18 protein-coding genes are annotated in these 18281 nt (G+C 75.6%); 10 read left to right on the forward strand and 8 right to left on the reverse strand.

Annotated features, from left to right (window positions below; genetic code table 11):
* The first annotated feature begins 341 nt into the window (after positions 1-341).
* Positions 342-590 (forward strand): DUF2798 domain-containing protein, encoded by a 249-nt coding sequence (locus D459_RS31740; protein ID WP_017593898.1) that lies wholly within the window; start codon positions 342-344, stop codon positions 588-590.
* A gap of 266 nt (positions 591-856) precedes the next feature.
* Complete coding sequence (locus D459_RS0115355; RefSeq protein WP_017593899.1) at positions 857-2020, forward strand: UDP-N-acetylglucosamine--N-acetylmuramyl-(pentapeptide) pyrophosphoryl-undecaprenol N-acetylglucosamine transferase; 1164 nt, start codon at positions 857-859, stop codon at positions 2018-2020.
* Positions 2021-2258: 238 nt separating this feature from the next.
* Here the strand turns inward: D459_RS0115355 and D459_RS0115360 are convergent, their stop codons facing one another.
* Positions 2259-3203, reverse strand: coding sequence for a Clp protease N-terminal domain-containing protein (locus tag D459_RS0115360; protein ID WP_017593900.1), 945 nt, complete (start codon positions 3201-3203; stop codon positions 2259-2261).
* Complete coding sequence (locus D459_RS0115365) at positions 3203-3445, reverse strand: hypothetical protein (RefSeq protein ID WP_017593901.1); 243 nt, start codon at positions 3443-3445, stop codon at positions 3203-3205. Before D459_RS0115365 ends, D459_RS0115360 begins: the two co-directional genes overlap by 1 nt.
* Before the next feature lie 188 nt (positions 3446-3633).
* Between D459_RS0115365 and D459_RS0115370 the strand changes: the two genes are divergently transcribed.
* The 3 genes from D459_RS0115370 (at position 3634) to D459_RS0115380 (ending at position 6114) form a co-directional block, all read left to right on the forward strand.
* Positions 3634-3903 carry a metal-sensitive transcriptional regulator gene (locus tag D459_RS0115370; RefSeq protein WP_026120423.1) on the forward strand — a complete coding sequence of 90 codons (270 nt, stop codon included), beginning with the start codon at positions 3634-3636 and terminating at the stop codon, positions 3901-3903.
* Between the two features lie 158 nt (positions 3904-4061).
* Positions 4062-5438, forward strand: coding sequence for an MBL fold metallo-hydrolase (locus D459_RS0115375; protein WP_017593903.1), 1377 nt, complete (start codon positions 4062-4064; stop codon positions 5436-5438).
* A 103-nt stretch (positions 5439-5541) separates the two neighbouring features.
* Positions 5542-6114, forward strand: a complete 573-nt coding sequence (locus tag D459_RS0115380) for a rhodanese-like domain-containing protein (protein WP_017593904.1) — start codon at positions 5542-5544, stop codon at positions 6112-6114.
* Positions 6115-6209: 95 nt separating this feature from the next.
* Here D459_RS0115380 and D459_RS0115385 read toward each other — a convergent pair whose 3' ends face one another.
* The 4 genes from D459_RS0115385 to D459_RS0115400 all read right to left on the reverse strand — a co-directional run bounded on the left by D459_RS0115385 (position 6210) and on the right by D459_RS0115400 (position 10699).
* Positions 6210-6935: a CPBP family intramembrane glutamic endopeptidase gene (locus tag D459_RS0115385; RefSeq protein WP_017593905.1), complete on the reverse strand. Its 726-nt coding sequence runs from the start codon at positions 6933-6935 to the stop codon at positions 6210-6212.
* A gap of 369 nt (positions 6936-7304) precedes the next feature.
* On the reverse strand, positions 7305-8396 hold the full coding sequence (locus tag D459_RS0115390) for a methyltransferase (protein WP_017593906.1): 1092 nt from the start codon (positions 8394-8396) through the stop codon (positions 7305-7307).
* A gap of 110 nt (positions 8397-8506) precedes the next feature.
* On the reverse strand, positions 8507-10222 hold the full coding sequence (locus tag D459_RS33680; RefSeq protein WP_017593907.1) for a tetratricopeptide repeat protein: 1716 nt from the start codon (positions 10220-10222) through the stop codon (positions 8507-8509).
* 51 nt (positions 10223-10273) lie between these two features.
* On the reverse strand, positions 10274-10699 hold the full coding sequence (locus tag D459_RS0115400) for a MarR family winged helix-turn-helix transcriptional regulator (RefSeq protein ID WP_017593908.1): 426 nt from the start codon (positions 10697-10699) through the stop codon (positions 10274-10276).
* Positions 10700-10771: 72 nt separating this feature from the next.
* Here D459_RS0115400 and D459_RS0115405 point away from each other — a divergent pair, with 72 nt between their 5' ends.
* From D459_RS0115405 to rox, 5 genes are all read left to right on the forward strand, one after another.
* Positions 10772-11197, forward strand: a complete 426-nt coding sequence (locus D459_RS0115405; RefSeq protein WP_017593909.1) for a PaaI family thioesterase — start codon at positions 10772-10774, stop codon at positions 11195-11197.
* Positions 11198-11318: 121 nt separating this feature from the next.
* Positions 11319-12350: an alpha/beta fold hydrolase gene (locus tag D459_RS0115410; protein ID WP_017593910.1), complete on the forward strand. Its 1032-nt coding sequence runs from the start codon at positions 11319-11321 to the stop codon at positions 12348-12350.
* A 115-nt stretch (positions 12351-12465) separates the two neighbouring features.
* The gene (locus D459_RS0115415; protein ID WP_017593911.1) at positions 12466-13101 is read left to right on the forward strand and encodes a TetR/AcrR family transcriptional regulator; all 636 of its coding nucleotides are present in this window, start codon (positions 12466-12468) and stop codon (positions 13099-13101) included.
* Between the two features lie 289 nt (positions 13102-13390).
* Positions 13391-14008, forward strand: coding sequence for a TetR/AcrR family transcriptional regulator (locus D459_RS31750; protein WP_017593912.1), 618 nt, complete (start codon positions 13391-13393; stop codon positions 14006-14008).
* A gap of 433 nt (positions 14009-14441) precedes the next feature.
* Complete coding sequence (gene rox / locus D459_RS0115425; protein ID WP_017593913.1) at positions 14442-15872, forward strand: rifampin monooxygenase; 1431 nt, start codon at positions 14442-14444, stop codon at positions 15870-15872.
* Between the two features lie 213 nt (positions 15873-16085).
* On the opposite strand, the gene D459_RS0115430 is transcribed toward rox, so the two are convergent.
* Together D459_RS0115430 and D459_RS0115435 are read right to left on the reverse strand one after the other, a co-directional pair.
* Positions 16086-16277, reverse strand: a complete 192-nt coding sequence (locus D459_RS0115430) for a hypothetical protein (protein WP_017593914.1) — start codon at positions 16275-16277, stop codon at positions 16086-16088.
* 113 nt (positions 16278-16390) lie between these two features.
* A complete protein-coding gene (locus tag D459_RS0115435) occupies positions 16391-17398 on the reverse strand; it encodes a CobW family GTP-binding protein (RefSeq protein WP_017593915.1) in 1008 nt (335 codons plus the stop codon).
* Positions 17399-18281 lie beyond the last annotated feature (883 nt).

Below are 18281 nucleotides of genomic sequence, written 5' to 3' on the forward strand. Positions count from 1 at the left end.
GCACGACAGGAAACCCAACGCGGCCTCGGGTTCGTCCAGCGGGCCGGTGATCCGTGCTCCGCGCCGACCGGCCGCGGTGCGCAGGCTCGGGGCGGGTCGTGCTCCTGGCCGAGGGCAGAGGCCAGGCCCCTGGTCCACCGCTTTGAGATGCGGGTTCCGGGTGAGGTGGAGTCCCCGGGCCTAAAAGATTCAGGCTGGTGTGGTTATTCCAGCCCTCGGTCTTCCTGAGATGCAGTCGCGCCCGTCGGCGCGATCCCGAGGCGCCCCATCCTTCTACGGAGCGGACGGCGGCGCTGCGGTGCGGGCATCGAGGCGTCATCGTCCCGGACAAGGAATCGACGATGAACAAGAAGAGCGCTCTTCTCTCTCAGGTCTTCCTGACCTTCATCATGGCCGCGACGATGTCGGGCGTCATGGGTCTCCTCTTCACCGGGCCGAGCATGGAGTGGTTGACCGGGTGGCCCGAGCAGTTCGTCATCGCGTGGCCGATCGCGTTCGTCCTGACCATGGGCGCCTGGCCCGCCTCGACGGCGCTCGCCAAGGCGGTCCTTCGCGACCGCGGCGACCAGCGGGTTTCCGAAGCGGCCTGACGTGGGCGCGGTCCGGACTCGACGAGAGCCGGACCGCGGGGGCGGCGCGGTCCGCTCAGGCGGAGCCGGGCCGCCCCCGTGCCTCCTTCGTCCGCGCCGCGGCGAGCACCGGACCGGCCCCGCCTCCGGTGCGGCCCCGCGCGGTCGAAGTGATCCGGTGCCGCTGGGAGGATCGGAGACCGGCAAGGCCCGCCCGGCGACACGCGCCGCGTTCACGCGGGCGATGTGAAAGGACACCTGTGAACGGCAACGCCCCCACTCCTCCGATGCGCCTGATCGTCACCGGCGGCGGCACCGGAGGCCACACCTACCCGGCGCTCACCGCCGTCGACGCGCTGCGCTCCCGGCTGCAGGAGGACGGCTGGGGGCTGGAGGTCCTGTGGATCGGCTCCGCCGACAGCCTCGAGTCCCGCGTCGCCCGGGACAACGGGATCGCCTTCGAGGCGGTGGCCACCGGCAAGATCCGCCGCTCGGCCAACCCGGTCAAGCTCGTCTCCCCGGCCAACGTGCGCGACATGGGCAACGTCCCCCGCGGGGTGGCCCAGGCCCATCGCCTCGTCTCGGCGTTCAGCCCGCACGTGGTGCTGGCCACCGGCGGCTATGTGGCGGTCCCGGTCGGCCTGGCCGCCAAGATGTGCCGCCGCCGGCTGGTGGTGCACGAGCAGACGGTGCGCCTGGGGCTGGCCAACCGCCTGCTGGCGCGGGCGGGCGCGCAGATGGCGCTCTCCTCGGCCTCCACCCTGGACCTGCTTCCGGCCCAGGCGCGCGGCACGGCGGTGGTGACCGGCAACCCGGTGCGCCCGCAGGTGCTGGCCGGCCGGGCCGACCGGGCCGCCGGGGCGCTGGGCTTCGAAGGCCACGACCCCGCCCTGCCCACGGTCTATGTCACCGGGGGCGCCCAGGGGTCGGTGCAGATCAACACGGTGGTGGCCGCCGCGCTGCCGTGGCTGCTGGAGCGGGCCAACGTCGTCCACCAGTGCGGACCGGCCAACCTGGAGGCGTTGAGGTCGGCCGCCGGGAACCTGCCCGGGGAACTGGCCCGCCGCTACCACCTGACCGGCTTCGTCCGCGAGGAGCTGGCCGACGTGCTGGCGCTGGCCGACGCGGTGGTCTCGCGCAGCGGGGCGGGCACGATCGCGGAGCTGACGGCGCTGGGCAAGGCCGCCGTGCTGATCCCGCTGGCCTCCTCGGCCGGCGACGAGCAGGCGCACAACGCCCGCCACCTGCAGCAGGCCGGCGCGGCGGTGGCGCTGGAGGGCGAGGTCACCGCCCAGCGCCTGCAGGAGGCGCTGGGCCCGCTGCTGGAGGACCCCCGCCACCGGGAGGGCATGGCCGCCCGGGCCCGCGAGCACGGCCGGCCCGACGCCGCCCGGAACCTGGTCGACATGCTCCTCGACGGCGGCGTCCGGCACGGTTCTTTGAGCGGGTGAACCCGCGGAGCCGGATGCGGATCGGGGCCGCCTGCGCGGTCCCGCCGGAGATCGCGGCCCGCCCGCCATCGCAGCGGGCCGCGGCCGCACGGTCGTTCCCGAGCAGGTCGCTGGAGTGCTCCGCGGCACCGCGGGTGCGGTAGGCCGCCCGGTCGGAGGCCGGGGCCTGCCGCCCGCCGGTGGAAACGGCCTGGGGCGGCCGCTGCGCCGCGCCGCCGGTGCGCGCCGGGGCGGTGCGCTATGCGGCGGCGGCCTGGGCGATGGCCTGGGCGCGGACGTGCAGGCCCTTCCGGTTGATCCAGCGCACGAAGCGGTTGGCGAGCCGGTTGCGCACGGCGGTCTCCCAGCGCATCTCCAGCCGCAGCCGGGCGCGGCCGCCGAGGGGCTCGACGGTGACGCGGAGCGTGCGGGGGGTGGGGACGCCCTCGTCCTCCCGGGCCCAGGTGACCTCGCGGCCGGGGACGCTGTGCACGATCCGCTCCCGGACCGTCGCCCCTTCGTCGTCGGTCAGCTCCACGGCGCCGCCGTCGAGCCGGCGCGACGACGCGGCCGCCGGCAGCTCCCACTCGCCGCGCCGGTCCGGGTCGGCGACCAGGGCCCACAGGTGCTCGGCGGGCACGGGCACCTCCAGTTCGCAGGCGATGCGCTCGCCCCCTTCGGGGCCGCGGGCCTCCCCGCCGGGCGCGCCGCCCTCCTTCCCGGGCGGCGCCGGGACCGCCGCGTCGAGGGCGGCGCGGATCCGGTCGGGGTCGGCCCCCACCCGGTCCAGCAGCCGCCGCACCCTGCCGCCCTCGTCGTCGATCAGCGCGGCGAGCAGGGCGCGGTCGCCTCCGGCCGAGGGGCGGTCCTCTTCGAGTTCGCGCAGGCGCGGGGTGAGCGGGAGCAGCTGGGGCCCCTCGCCTCCGGGCGGGTCGGAGGGGGCGGGCAGCGGCGCCTCGATCCCCAGCAGGGCGAGGTCCTCCTTGAGGAGCGCGTCGATCGCCGAGCGCGCCTCGGCCAGCCCCACCCCGGCGTCCATCATCAGGCGCGCCGCCGGGCCGCCGTTCATGAGCACGCCGAGCAGCATGTGCTCGAACCCGACCTCGGTCCGGCCGGTGCGCATCGCCTCGCGGCTCGCCGCCCCCTGGATGAGGGTGCGGTCGAATCCGTTGCCGAAGGCGGGTTTCGCGGAGGGTCCGGGCATCATTGGCCTTTCTCGGTCGTGCCGATGTGTCGGAGTCGTTTCCCGTACTTCTTGTGCACGGCCTGGCGGGTCACTCCCAGCGCGGCGGCGATGGAGGACCACGATTCCCCCGCCCGCAGGGCCTGTTCGACCTGGAGCAGTTCCAGGGTGTCGACCAGCGTGCGCAGCGAGGAGACCGCGCGCAGCCCTTCGACGGGAGCGGAGGTGTCCGAGGCGGTGGCCGCCAGCTGTACCGCGTCCATGGTGTCAACCTAGGTTGCGCACGCCCGGAGTGTCAACCCGGGTTGCCCCCTCTCGCTCCGGGGCGGATCGGGGAACATGGAGAGGGGAGGGGCGGGAGGGGCGCGCCGCCCTCTGTGGGGCGGCTCTCATCACCTGGTCGGGAATGGATACTGGAGGGGGTATGTTGGGACCGAGCGAGGTGATGAACATGCAGATGACCCCCGAGCTGGTCGGGGACGCCCTCAACCGGCTGAAGCGGGCGCAGGGACAGCTCTCCGGAGTGATCTCGATGATCGAGGAGGGCGAGGACTGCGCCCAGGTCCTGCAGCAGCTCGCCGCGGTCTCCCGGGCGCTGGACCGGGCCGGCTTCAAGATCGTGGCCAGTGGGATGCGGCACTGCAACTCCGCACGCGAGCGCGGCGAGGAGCCGCCGCTGACCGAGGCCGAGCTGGAGAAGCTCTTCCTGGCCCTGGCCTGACCCCCTCCCCCGCAGGCGGCTGCGGGGAGGTTTTTCCCTACCGGGTACCCCCCGGTGTATCCTCCGGATACTCCCCCCTGTATTCGGTCGATACTCCCCGGAGTATCCGGAGGGCCGGCGGACCCTCCGCCGGCCCAGCGACGAGAAAGGCGGACGACGTGTACCTCGCCCAGTACTACCTGGACTGCCTGTCCCAGGCCTCCTACATGATCGCCGACGAGACCACCGGCAGAGCCGTGGTCGTCGACCCCCGAATCGACGTGCAGGAGTACCTCGACGACGCGGCCCGGCGCGGCTTCACCGTCGAGGGCGTCATCAACACCCACCTGCACGCCGACTTCATCTCCGGCCACTTCGAGATCGCCCGGCGCACCGGCGCCTGGATCGGCTACGGGGACAGGGCCGAGGCCCGCTTCCCGTTCCGCCCGTTGGCCGACGGCGAGCGCATCTCCCTGGGAGAGGTGGTCCTGGAGGTCATGCACACCCCGGGGCACACCCCCGAGTCGATCAGCATCGTGGTCCACGAGCGCCCCGGCGACGCCGCCCCCTACGGCGTGCTCACCGGCGACGCGCTGTTCATCGGCGACGTGGGCCGGCCCGACCTGGCCGCCTCCTTCGGCCACTCCCCCGAGCGGCTCGCCCCCATGCTCTACGACTCGGTGCACAACCGGCTCATGGGCCTGCCCGACGCCACCCGGCTCTTCCCCGGCCACGGCGCCGGATCGGCCTGCGGCAAGAACCTGTCCACCGAGAAGTGGTCCACCATCGGCGAGCAGCGCCTGAGCAACTACGCGGTGCAGCCGATGGACGTGGAGACCTTCACCGAGCTGGTCACCGAGGGCCAGGAGGCCATCCCCGCCTACTTCGTCCACGACGCCGGGCGCAACCGTGAGGCCCGCGAGCCCGTCGACATCGATGCGCTGGCCCGCCCGCTGGAGCCGGAGGAGTTCCTGGCCCGGCGCGCCGCGGGCGCCGTCGTGGTCGACTCCCGCGACCAGCTCGCCTTCTCCGCCGGCCACCTGCGCGGCTCGGTCAACATCGGCACCGAGGGCCGGTTCGCCGAGACCTCCGGCATGGTGGTGGAGCCCGACCGGGAGATCCTGATCGTGGCCGCCGAGGGGAGCGAGCGCGAGACCGCGATGCGCCTGGCCCGGGTGGGACTGGACCGCATCGCCGGCCACCTGGCCCGCCCCGAGGCGTCGCTGGCCGGGATGGCCGACCTGGTCGAGCGGGCGCCCAGGGTCGGGGCCGAGGAGCTGCGCGCGTCGCTGGCCGGCCCGGAGCGGCCGGTGGTGGTGGACGTGCGCGGCGCCGCCGAGCGCGACCGGGAGGGCACCGTCCCCGGGGCGGTGCACATCCCGCTGGCGGCCCTGCCCTCCCGGGCCGGTGAGATCCCCGACGACCGCCCCGTGGTGGTGCACTGCGCCGGCGGCTACCGGTCCAGCGTGGCCGCCAGCTACCTGCGCTCCCTGGGCCGGGAGAACGTGTCCGACCTGGTCGGCGGGTACGGCGCCTACCGGCTGACCGCCGCCTGACCCCTCCCCCTCCGTGCCCGCGGGACGGATCGACCCCCGTCCCGCGGGTACTCCCCCCAGTATCCATCCCTCCCCGCAACCCGATTCCACAGGAGCCCTGACCGTGTCCCACACCTCCGTCGACGTGCACGCCGTGCGCACCCTGACCGAGACCGACCCCGACACCCTGCTGGTGGACGTGCGCACCCCGGCCGAATACGAGAGCGCGCGCATCCCCGGCGCCGTCAACCTCCCCCTGCAGGCGGTCGACGCGCACCTGGAGCGCATCGCCTCCCGCACCGGGGGCCGCCTGGTCATCGTCTGCCAGTCCGGCGCCCGCGCCCTCCGGTTCCAGGAGAGGCTGGCCGGGGCGGGCGCGGCGGACACCGCCGTGCTCACCGGCGGGATGAACGCCTGGCGGGCCGCGGGCGGCCCGGTGGTCGAGGGCCGCCGCACCTGGGCCCTGGAGCGGCAGGTCCGCCTGGTCGCCGGGGGCATCGTGCTGGCCTCGGTGCTGGCCTCGGTGTGGTGGCCGCCCGCGGTGTGGGTCGCCGGGTTCATCGGCGCCGGGCTGACCTTCGCCGCGATCACCGACACCTGCGCGATGGGCATGGCGCTGGCGAAGCTGCCCTACAACCGGCCGCGCGGCGTCCTCGACATCGAGGGCTCCCTGGCGCGCGTCGCGCCGCGCGCCTGAGCCGCGCGCCCGGGCGGCCGCCGCAGGCGCTCCGGCGGGCGCGCCGCGGCCCCGGGCCGGTGCCCGGGGCCGCCTCCGGCGTGCGCTCCGGCGGGTCAGGCGGGCCCGGCGTAGCCGGTGAACAGCACCAGCAGCGGCAGGGCCGAGTTGTTGACCATGTGGACGGCGACCGCGGGCCAGATCGACCCGCTGCGGCGCATCAGCTCGGCGGCGACGGCACCCACCACGACCGCCGCGGGCAGGATGATGTTGACGCCGTGGAAGAGCGCGAAGACCACCGAGCTGGACGCGACGCCGATGACCGGCCCGTAGCGCAGCAGGGCGTTGGCGACGACCCCGCGGAAGAGGAACTCCTCGCCGATGGGGGTGAGCACGGACAGGAACAGCATGGTCAGGATCAGCGGCAGCACGCCGCCGCCGGCCGCGTCGTAGTACATGCCCTGGGGGTCGGAGTCGAAGCCGGTCAGGGCCGTGATGCCGGAGACGATCAGGCCCTTGAGGACCAGGGCCGCCACGCCGCCGAGGACGCCGAGGAGCATCCAGCGCCAGGTGGTGCGGCGCACGCTGAAGGCGGCGAGCGAGCGGATGCGCAGCAGCGCGGCCGCGGCGAAGCCGGCCAGGCCGGCCACGCCGGACCAGGCCGCCACGACCAGCCCGAACGGCACCGGGTCGAGGTCCATCCCCATCGGCCCGAAGAGCAGCAGCACCGCAGTGGCGGCCACCAGGGCGAGCAGGCCGACGGCGATCTCGGGCCAGCCGGGGCGCAGGGGCGAGCCGGCGGGGGCCGGCCGCCGCGTGCGGTCGGGGTGTGCGGTGGACATGGTCGCGGGCTCCTCGCCTCGTCGTGCCGCGCCTTGCCCTGCCTTCGCCGGGTCGGCGGCCGGTGTCTCGGACATGCCCCCATTCCAGCCGCCGGCGCGCCCGTCCGGCAGTGCGGCCGCGTCACCGCCCCGCCGTGACGCTCCTGCGGGGGGGACCCATGACGCGGCGTCACCGGTCGCACGGCGGAAGCCCCGGAGCGGAGCCCCGCTCCGCTCGCGGTGGACCGGTCCGGGACGCCCGGGGACCGCGTGTTCTTCCTCCGGCCGCTCCACGGCCCCGCCCTGAAACCCGCTCCCTGGGGGAGAGGGCGGTGCACGAACACTTCTCGAGCGCAGGGCGGAGGCCACAGGCGGGGCCCGGCCGCCCTACTACTCGGACCGGGCGACCAGCAGCGACATCTCGGAGGCCAGGGGGCGCGCCTCTTCCAGGCGCAGTCCGGCGGCGGCCAGCAGCCGCCGGTACTCGGCCAGGGTGCGCTCCCGCCCCCGGGTCATCACCATCATGTGCAGGTCGAAGGCGAGCGACAGCGGCGGGTGCCCGTGGTCGGGCAGTACCCGCTCCAGGATGAGCACCGCCCCGCCGCCGGCCATCGCCCGCGCGCACCGGGACAGCAGCGCCCGGCACGCCTCGTCGTCCCAGTTGTGCAGTACCCGGCAGAGCAGGTAGGCGTCGCCGCGCTCCGGGACGGCCTCGGTGAAGTCGCCGGCCGCCACCTCACAGCGCCCCTCGCCGATCGGCCCGGCCAGGGCCTCGCGGGCCTCGGCGACGGCCGCCGGGAGCTCCAGCAGGACACCGGTGGCCGCCGGATGGGCGCGCAGCACCGAGGCCAGCAGGCCGCCGTCGCCGCCGCCGACGTCGACCACCCGGGCCTTGTCCGGGAAGGCGAAGGCGCCGGGGACCTCGCTCAGGAAGGCGCTGCCCGCCGCGATGCCCTCGGTGTAGCGGGCCGCCTCCTCCGGACGGGCGGCCAGGAAGTCGAAGACGCCCGTCCCGTGGGCCAGTTCGAAGGCCTGGTCGCCGGTGCGCACCGCCTCGGCCAGCCGCTCCCAGGCGTCGGCGAAGTAGCGCTCGGAGTAGAGCAGTGCCAGCGGCCGCAGCGACCCGGGGGCATCGCGGCGGAGCAGGGCGCCCTGCCCGGTCAGGGCGAAGACGCCCGGAGCGCCGCGGGTGTCCTCGGCGAGCACGCCGGCCGCGACCAGGGCCCGGAGCAGGCGGTAGAGCGAGTCCGCGTCGGCCTGCATCTCCGCGGCCAGCTCCCGGGCGGTGCGCGGCCCCCCGGCGAGCAGGTCGGGCACGCCCAGCCGGACCGCGGCGCCCACCGCGCCGAAGAGCCACGGCCCTACCAGGAGCCGCATCAGGCCGTCGCGCGGGTCTGCGGCGGCCGCCTCCGCGCCGCCGGGGCGGTCCTGCTCAAGGGGGTCCGGGTCCATCTGCACCTCGCTTCCGGCGATCAGCGGCACCGGCGGGCCGTTCGCGCGCCCGCATCAGGCATTCTCCGCCTTTCCCCTCCCTCCGGCCGAGGATTCGCGGAACACGCTCCGAAGCGCCCGTCCCCGGTGCGGGGCCGCGGCTACAGGAGTCCCCGCAGCCGCTCCAGGTCCGCTTCGACCGCGGCGAGGCCGTCGGGGTTCCAGGATTCCCGGTAGGCCCGGGCGGCCTGCTCCAGGGCGTGCCGGGCCTCGGGGAGCCGGTCCTCCTCCCACAGGACCAGGCCGAGGTTGTTCCAGGCCGCCGCCTCGTAGCCGTGCTCCCCGGCCTCCCGGAAGAGCTCGCAGGAGCGGGTGTAGGCGTGGACCGCCGCGGCGCCGTCCCCCTCCTGGTCCAGCGTGTTGCCGAGGTTGAAGGAGGCGATGCCCTCGCCGCCGCGGTCGCCCGCGTGCCGGTAGAGGTCCTGGGCGCGGACGAGCGCCTGCACGGCCTCGGCGCCGCGCCCGGTGTCGCCCAGCAGGTTGCCGAGGTTGTTCCAGGCCTTGGCGGCCTCGGCGCGGTCCCCGCTGCGCAGGGCGAGGTCGCGGGCCTGTTCCAGCTCCCGGGCGGCCTCGTCGTACCGCCCGGCCTCCTTCAGGGTGCTGCCGAGGTTGTAGCGCGCCTTGGCCTCGCCCCGGGGGTCTCCTGCCCGTCCGGCGAGGTCGCGGGCCTGCTCGTAGGCGCGGATCGCCTCGTCCCCCCTGTTCCCCCGGTTCAGGGTGACGCCGAGGTTGTTCCACGCCTCGGCCCCGCGGTGGTGGTCGCCGATGCTCCGGTAGATGTCGGCGGAGTCGCGGTAGGCCCGGACCGCGTCGTTGGTCCGCTCCAGTTCCCTGAGCGCGTTGCCGAGGTTGTAGCAGGCCATCGCCTCGCCCTCGGTGTCGCCCAGCGTCCGGCTCAGGTCGCGGGCGGCGGTGAGCGCCTCGACCGCCTCGTCGTAGCGGCCCGCCGCGTGCAGCGCGTTGCCCAGGTTGTTCCAGGAGCCGGCCGCGAGGTCGTCGCTCCCGGTCCGCAGGTGGATGTCGCGGGCGGCCGTGTGGGCGTCGATCGCCTCCCCGGTCCTGCCCAGGCGGCCCAGCGTGTTGCCGAGGTTGTTCCAGGCCATCGCCTCGCCCTCGGCGTCGCCCAGCTCCCGGTGCAGGTCGCGGGCGGTGGTGTGGGCGTGCGCGGAGTCCTCCAGCAGCCGCACCTCCCGCAGCGCGTTGCCCAGGTTGTTCCAGGCGCCGGCGGCGCCGGCCCGGTCGCCGGTGCGCAGGTAGATGTCGCGGGCGGTGGTGTGGGCCTCGACCGCGTCGAAGAACCGGTGCACCACCCGGAGCACGTTGCCGAGGTTGTTCCAGGCCATCGCCTCCCCTCCGGCGTTGCCCAGCTCCCGGTGCAGGTCGCGGGCGGCGGTGAGGGCCTCGATCGCCTCGTCGTTCCGGCCCGCCTCGTGCAGTACGGTGCCCAGGTTGTTCCAGGACACGGCCTCGGCGTCGCGGTCGCCGATCCGCCGGCTCGCGTCGCGCGCCCGGGTCTGGATCTCGATGCCCTCCTCCCACCTGCGCCGGCGCCGCAGGTAGGCGCCCAGGTAGGCGGGGAGGTCGATGGCGGCGGGGCGGTGGTCCCCGTACGCGGCGGTGGCGGCGATGAGGTCGTCGCATTCGGCGTCGAACCAGGCCAGTGCCTCGCGGGCGTCGGCGAACGCCGTGGCGGCGGGGTCGGGGACCGGGCCCGAGATGTGGTCGTCGGCGTCTCTGGCCTTGGCGATGCGGGCGTCCAGCCGTCGGAGCGCTTCGGCTTCGCCGGGGTGGGGCCGGCGGGGTTCCGGGGAGGGCATGCGCCTCATTGTGGCAGCGGGGTGTGTCGTTCTCTCCTTGTATGCCGGGGGTCAGGGCTCCCAGTGGGCGAGCCGGTGCAGGGCGGCGGCGGTCCGGGCGAAGCCGTCGTCGCCGAGCAGGGCGCGGAGTTCGGCGTTGAACCGGTCGACCGCGGGGCGGGCGGCGCGCAGGGCGGCGTCGCCCTCCTCGGTCAGCTCCAGGAGGACGGCGCGGTGCTCGTCGGGGTGGGCCCGCCGGGTGATCAGGCCGGCCTCGGCCAGCCGGCGGACCAGCGCGGTGACCGCGGACTCGCGCAGGTCCAGGGCGGCGGCGAGGCGCCGCTGGGTGAGGCCCGACGCGTCGCGTATCGCGAACAGCGCGGCGAGCTGGGCGGTGGTGACCCCGGCGGCGTCCAGGCAGCGGCGGTCCGCGGTGGTGCGCAGCCGGTGGGCGGCCCGCTGCAGCAGGAAGAACAGGCGCTGGTCGGGATCGGGCATGGGCCGATCTTGACAGATGCGGGGGCGCCCCGCCATTCTCGCTTCACTAGTGAAGTGAGGTGACCGCGAACCATGAACGCCCCCGATCCGGCCCTGGCCCGCAAGGTCCTGGCGGCCCAGCCGTTCAGTGCGCTCCTCGGCACCCGGCTGGCCGCCTTCGGCGACGGCGAGGCCGTGCTGGAGCTGGACATCCGCGACGAGCTGCGCCAGCAGAACGGGTTCGTGCACGGCGGCGTGCTCGGCTACCTGGCCGACAACGCCCTGACCTTCGCCGCCGGCACCGCGGCCGGCACCGACCTGATCACGGCCGGCTTCTCCATCGACTACCTGCGCCCGGCCGACGGGGTCCTGCTGCGGGCCCGCGCCCGGGTCGTCCGCGCCGGGCGGACCCGCGTCGTGTGCCGCTGCGACATCTCCACCGAGGACGCCGCGGGCGCCGAGGCGCTGTGCGCCGTCGCCCAGGGCGCGATCGCGGTCTCCGCCGCACCGCGGACCTGACCGCCGCCTCGCCGGCCGCCCCGGAGGCGCACGGGAAGGGCCCCCTTGCCCTTCACTGACCTTTCGGTCAAACTATTGACCGAAAGGTCAGTGAAGTGTGGGCGAAGGGGGCGATCCCGCCATGGGCACAGACACCGCGGCCACCGGGAAGGACCGGGCGGGCCCGCCGGGGGCGCCCCCGGCGGGAAGGAGGCGCCGGCGGCGGCTGCTCCGGTGGGCGGCGGCCGGCCTGGCGGTCGCCCTGCTCGCCGGCTGGGCGCACGCCCGCGGCGGCGCGCCGGTGGGCCACTTCACCTCCGCCGAGGGGCACGACGACTACGCCGCCGCCTACGAGCGGGCGATGGAGGAGTTCCCCGGGCCCGACGCGGTGCTGGACGTGCGGACCGACTACGGGGTGGTCCGGATGTACCGGTTCGACGGCGCCGAGCCGGACAAGGCCCCGCTGGTGCTGCTGCCGGGCCGGGCCTCGGGGGCCGCGATGTTCGCCGGCAACCTCGCGCCGCTGCGGAAGGTGCGCACCGTCTACACGGTCGACCTGCTCGGCGAGCCCGGGGCCAGCGTCCAGACCCGCCCGATCACCGACGACGGGGACCAGGCCCGCTGGCTGCACCAGGCGCTCTCCGAGCTGCCCGAGCCCCGGGTGCACCTGCTCGGCGTCTCGATCGGCGGCTGGACCGCGATGAACCTCGCGACCAGGACACCGGACGCCCTGGCCGGCGTGATCCTGATCGATCCCGCGATGACCTTCGCCGGCATTCCGGCGGAGACGGTGCTGCGGTCCGTCCCCGCCTCGGTCCCCTGGTTCCCCAAGAGCTGGCGGGACGGCTTCAACTCCTGGACCGCCGGCGGCGCACCGGTGGAGGACGTCCCGGTGGCGGACATGATCGAGTCGGGCATGCGGAACTACGCGCTGCGGCTGCCCGCCCCGACCCGGTTCCCCGCCGACCGGATCGCCGCGGTCGACCTGCCGGTACTGGCGATCATCGCCGGCGAGTCCGTCATGCACGACCCGGCGGAGGCCGTGCGCCGGGCGGAGGCCTCCCTGTCCCGGGGCACCGTGCTGACCTACCCGGACGCCTCGCACGCGATCAACGGCGAGTACCCGGAGGAGATCGCCGCCGACGTCGCGGACTTCCTCGCCGGGGCGGAGTGAGGGGCGGGCGGGCGCTCCGGCCCGGCCCCGGCGGGCCGCGCCGCCCGCGCGGCATGCGGAAGGATGGGGCGCGGCGGCGGCCGCCGCCGCACCGTCGCAGGAAGGTCGAACAGCAGTGCCCACCAGCCCCCGCAGCGCCGACGGCGCGCCGAACCGGCGGCCGACCCTCACCGAGCAGGCCCGGCGCGCCCAGCTGATCTCCGCCACCATCGACATCGTCGCCGCCCGCGGCCACGCCGGCTGCTCCCTGCAGCGCATCGCCGACGCCGCCGGCATCACCAAGGGCGCGGTCATCTACCACTTCGCGTCGAAGGACGCGGTGATCCGCGCCGCCTACGAGTCGGTCATCGGCGCCCTCACCGAGCGGGTCGAGGCCGCGCTGGAGCGGGCGGCCGGCCCGGCGGAGGCGGTGGACGCCTACGTCGGGTCGGTCATCGGCCACATGGCGGAGAACCCGGCCCACGTGCGCATGCTCGTCGAGGCGCTCGACCCCGGCAACCGCACCGGCATCGAGGACGGCCCCGGCTCGGCCGCGCGCCGCCGGCCGCTCGCCGGCCTGATCGGAGCGGCGGTGGAGTCCGGCGAGTACCGGCCGGACCTGGACGCCGAGACCATGGCGGTCATCCTCAACGGCGCGATCGACGCGGTCGTGGCGCGCGCCCTGGAGGAACCGGAGTGCGACCTCTCCGCCGGGACGGCCGCCGTCCTCGACATGCTGCACCGCACCGCCCTGCGCACCCCCGTCCGCTGACCCCGGCCGGGACGGCCGCGGGGGCGCCGGCCGGCTCCGCGGGCGGCGCCCCCGCCGCCGCCCGCGCCGGATCCCTCCGCCCCATGGCTCCCCGCCGAACGGCCCGGGCGGGTCACCGCCGCGCAGGCCCGCCCCGGGAAAGGAGGAGCGGGCCCGCGCCGCGGACCCGCTCCCGCCCCTCCCCAGCGGCGGCGCGCGGCCGCCCCCACGAGAGAACCTCCGTTCTCTGGCGGAGAGCGTACGATCAGGAACGAATGTTCTCAAGGGGGACGCGGAAACGAGGCCGGATTTGGACACCACCACGACCGATCGCGCCCGGGTGCTGGAGGCCGCCGACGCCCTGTTCTACGCCCACGGCATCCAGGCGGTCGGCATGGACCGCATCCGCGACGCCGCCCGGCTGCCCCTCAAGCGCCTCTACCGGGCCTTCCCCTCCAAGGCCGCCCTGGTCGAGGCCTACCTGCGCCACCGCGACTCCTACTCCCGCGCCGCCCTGCGCGAGCACACCGACGGGATCGCCGACCCCCGGGAGCGCATCCTCGCGGTGTTCGACTGGCTGCACGCCTGGTGCGGGCAGCCGGAGTTCCGGGGGTGCGCGTTCGCCAACGCCTACGGAGAGCTGGGCGAGGGCGCCGAGGGAGTCCACCGGGCCGTGCGCGACCACATGGACGCCGTCAGCGAGCAGCTGTACGACCTGGCCGCCGCCACCACCGCGCCCGACCCCCGGGCCCTCGGCCGGCAGCTGCACATCCTGCTGGCCGGCACCCTCTCCCTGGCCGCCGTCCAGCGCGGCTCCGAGCCCGCCCTCCAGGCCCGCGCCGCCGCCCGGGCCCTCCTGGACGCCCTCCCCGGGGACCCCCTGCCGCCGGAGCACCGGACGCCGGCCTTCCGGTCCGCAGAGGCCTAGCCCAGGGCCGGCGGCCCGGCGGTGGGCGCGGAAGGCGCCGCTTCCCTGCGCGGCTCCCCGGTGCGCGGCGCTGCGGGCGGGCGGACCGCGCCGGGGCCGCTCCGGGCCCCGGAAACAGCGAAGGCAAGGAGAAGAACGCTCCTTGCCACTTTCAATCTATAGCGCACACGGGGGCTTGCGGCAAGACCCCGGTCATGCCGGAGAATCATCGCCTGCAGCCGGTCCCACCGGCGCGAACCCCCCCTTGGAATCCGTGTGCCTTCACCGGTGCGCCGGGCAGAAGGAGGGCGGCCCGAAGGGCCTCCGTTGAGGGCGGTGGCGGGCGACGGGCAAGAGGAAAGCGGCCCGGAGGGCCTCCGTTGAGGGCGGTGGCGGGCGACGGGCGGGCGGTGGGACCGGCCGGCCGAACACGGCATCGACGAATGGGGGATCCATGTACGACGTGATCATCGCCGGCGGCGGGCCGACCGGCATGATGCTCGCCGCCGAGCTGCGGCTGCACGGGGTGGACGTGCTCGTGCTGGAGAAGGAGACCGAGCCGGTCGGATACGTCCGCGCGCTCGGCCTGCACGTGCGCAGCATCGAGGTGATGGACCAGCGCGGGCTGCTGGAGCGGTTCCTCGCACACGGGCGCAAGTACCCGGTCGGCGGCTTCTTCGCGGCCATCCCCAAGCCGCCGACCGAGGGGCTGGACAGCGCGCACGCCTACGTCCTCGGCATCCCGCAGCCGGTCATCGACCGCCTGCTGGCCGAGCGCGCCGCCGAGCTCGGCGCCGAGGTCCGGCGCGGCCGCGAACTGGTCGGGCTGGAGCAGGACGAGGAGGGGGTGACCGCCGAGCTGGCCGACGGCGCCCGGTTGCGCTCGCGCTACCTGGTCGGCTGCGACGGCGGCCGCAGCACGGTGCGCAGACTGCTCGGCGTCGGCTTCCCCGGCGAACCCAGCAGGACCGAGACCCTGCTGGGCGAGATGCAGGTGACCGCGGCGCCGGAGGAGGTGGCCGCCGCGACGGCCGAGATCCGCAAGACCCAGCTGCGGTTCGGCATCGGGCCCTTCGGGGACGACGGGACGCACCGCATCGTCGTGCCCGCCGAGGGGGTGGCCGCGGACCGGTCGGCCCCGCCGACCCTGGACGAGTTCAAGCGGCGGCTGCGGGCGGTGGCCGGCACCGACTTCGGCGTGCACTCGCCGCGCTGGATGTCCCGCTTCGGCGACGGCACCCGGCTGGCCGAGCGCTACCGGGTCGGCCGGGTGCTGCTGGCCGGGGACGCCGCGCACGTCCACCCGCCGGTCGGCGGCCAGGGGCTCAACCTCGGCGTCCAGGACGCGTTCAACCTCGGCTGGAGGCTGGCCGCGGAGGTCGCCGGGTGGGCGCCGGAGGGGCTGCTCGACGGCTACGAGGCCGAGCGGCGCCCGGTCGCCGCCGACGTGCTGGACAACACCCGCGCCCAGATGGAGCTGATGTCCACCGAGCCGGGCCCGCGGGCGGTGCGCCGGCTGCTGTCGGAGCTGATGGACATCGAGGAGGTGAACCGGCGCCTGACCGAGAAGATCGTCGCCATCGGGATCCGCTACGACCTGGGCGGGGGCCACGAGCTGGTGGGCAGGCGGATGCGCGACATCGGCCTGGAGCGGGGCCGCCTCTACGGGCTGATGCACCGCGGCCGGGGGCTGCTCCTCGACCGGACCGGCGGCCTCTCCGCGGCCGGCTGGGAGGACCGGGTCGACCACGTCGTCGACGGAAGCGATGAGCTGGACGCGCCCGCCGTGCTGCTGCGGCCGGACGGCCACGTGGCCTGGGTCGGCGACGACCAGCAGGACCTGCACGCCCACCTCTCGAAGTGGTTCGGCGCCCCCGCCGGCTGACCTCCCGCCCCGGCGGGCCGGTGCGGCCGGGGGCGGTCCCGCAGACCGCCGGGCCGCCGGGGCCGCCCCTCCCCCTCCGCCCGGGTTCCGGTGGCCCGTCCGCGCCCCGCCGGGAAAGGGGTGCGGGCGGACCGGCGGTTCCGAACCGGCCGGGGGCCGGTGGACGGGCCCGGTGCCGGTGATACCGGGCCCGGCCCTTCCCAGCGGATCGGGTCAGGTCCGCGGCCGCTTCACGATGACGCCGGTCTCCATCGCCCGCCCCGCCCCGAGGCTCGGGGCGACGGCGCCGGCCGTCTCCCGCCCCTGGGCGTCGAGCTCGTTGAGGTCGCGCTCGATCTGCTCGTAGTCGAAGCCCTTCATCCGCGGCTTGCAGGTCAGCACCTTGTGCTCCCGTCCGGTGGCCATGGGCGCTTCCTTTCCGGGGCGGTCCGGGGCCGGCCCCGCTTCTCCCCCGGGTTCCGGCCCGGGGCGGGGAGGCCGTGGCCGCGCCTCCCCTCCCCCGCCGCCGCGACCGGGGGTCAGGCGCTGATCCGGCGGTAGCGGTCCAGCCGCCGGAGGCCGTCGGCGCCGGGGCCTTCCGGGGCGGGGCGGAGCGCCTCCTCCAGCCGGCGCCGCACGGCGGGCGTGTCCAGGTGCATGCCGATGGCGACCAGCCCGTCCGCGCCGGAGCGCCCGGTGTGCGGGGCGACGTGGATCTGCCGGCCGACGAGGTTGACCGCGTAGCGGCGGGTCCGGCCGCCCGTTGCCACCGCGACCGCGCCCTTCAGCCGGTACACGCCCTCCGGCGGGTCCTCGATCAGGTCGACGACCCGGCCGGGGTCGACCGGCCCGTCCGCGCCGACGGTCACCGCGTCCGCGTGCACGTGCGGCGCCGCCTCGTCCCGGTCCAGCTCGGCGAAGGGGAGCTCGGGCTGGGCGGCCTGCTCCGCGGCGGCGTCGAACACCAGGGCGGGGTCGATGCGGCCCTGCTCGGTGGCGATGACGTGCGCCTGGGGGTTGAGCTCCCGCACCCGGTCGACGATCCGCGCCCGCACCGCGTCCCGTTCGGGGGCGGGGACGCGGTCGGTCTTGTTGACGACGACCAGGGTGGCCGCCGCGTACCGCTCCGGCGGGAGGGTTCCGGTGTCGACGGTCTCGAAGTGCTCCGAGGCGTCGATCACGTCGATGACGCCGCCGGGGCGGATCCCTCCGACCTCGCTGAACCGGATGAGCCGGGCCAGGGCGGGCGGGTCGGCGATACCGCTGGCCTCGACGATCACCGCGTCCAGGCGCAGCCGCGGCTGGGCGAGCTTCTCCAGCGCGGCGTCCAGCCCGCCGGCGTCGGGCAGGCAGCACACGCAGCCGCCGCTGATCGCCTCGGCGTCGTCGACCTGCCCCATCACCAGGCCGGCGTCGACGTTGATGGCGCCGAAGTCGTTGACGACCACGCCGATCCGCGCCCCTGGGGCGCGCAGCAACCGGTTGAGCAGGGTCGTCTTTCCGGCGCCCAGGTGTCCGGTCAGTGCGATGACGGGGAGCTGCGGCATGGTGTCTGGCCTCTTGCGTGGTCGGTCGGGTGGCTCGTTGCCCGGTCGGGCGGCTCGAACGGCATCGTGCCAGATTCTCCTACGCCCCCGGACCGCATGCCGACCGCAGGCACGGCGGAACCGGGAGCAGGGCCGGGCACTCCAGCCGAGCACGGCGCCCCACGGAGCCGGGGTTCAAGCGGGCGGCGACGGCGGGGAGGGCGTGCCGGCTGGTCGGTCCAGCGCGGCGCCCCGCGGAGCGAAGGTCCGAGCAAGCAGCGACGGCAGCGGTAGGAACGGGGGGCGCCCCACCCGGGCGCGGCGCCTCGCGGAGCGAAGGTTCAAGCGGGCAGCGAGGGCGGGGAGGGCGTGCCGACCGGTCAGTCGGGCGCGGCGCCCCGCAGAGCGAAGGTCAAGACGGGCGACGACAGCGCCGGTGGGGGCGGGGTCGGGCGCCTCGCGGGGCCGGGGTTCAAGCGGGCGGCGACGGCGGGAGGGGGCCGGGCGCCGCGTTCACCGGCCCGACCCGCCCCCACCAGGGTGGCCTTATCCCTGTATGCCTGGTTTGCGGCGAGGATCAGGCGGGGGCGGGGGCGCCCTGCGCATCTCCGCAGCACCCCGATTACATCTACCAGCGAGTAGTAAGCCTTGAGGCCCCCACCACCCCCTCTTCGATTACCCAGAGTGGCCAAGGCGGGCCCTCTCTGCAGGGCAAAAGCGACATCCCGCCCCCGCGCCGCCCCTGCCCGGGTTCCGGCCCCCTCATCCCGGCCTTCCGGGCCGCTCGAACCCCCGAACACCGGCCCGGCCGGGGCCATTCGAGCCTCTCGAGGCCCGATCCGGCCCGGGATGCGCGCCCGGGAATCACCGGGGTGCTCTCGCGGTGCGCAGGGCGCCCCACCCA

The organism is Nocardiopsis potens DSM 45234, from assembly GCF_000341105.1.
Classification (GTDB): domain Bacteria; phylum Actinomycetota; class Actinomycetes; order Streptosporangiales; family Streptosporangiaceae; genus Nocardiopsis_A; species Nocardiopsis_A potens.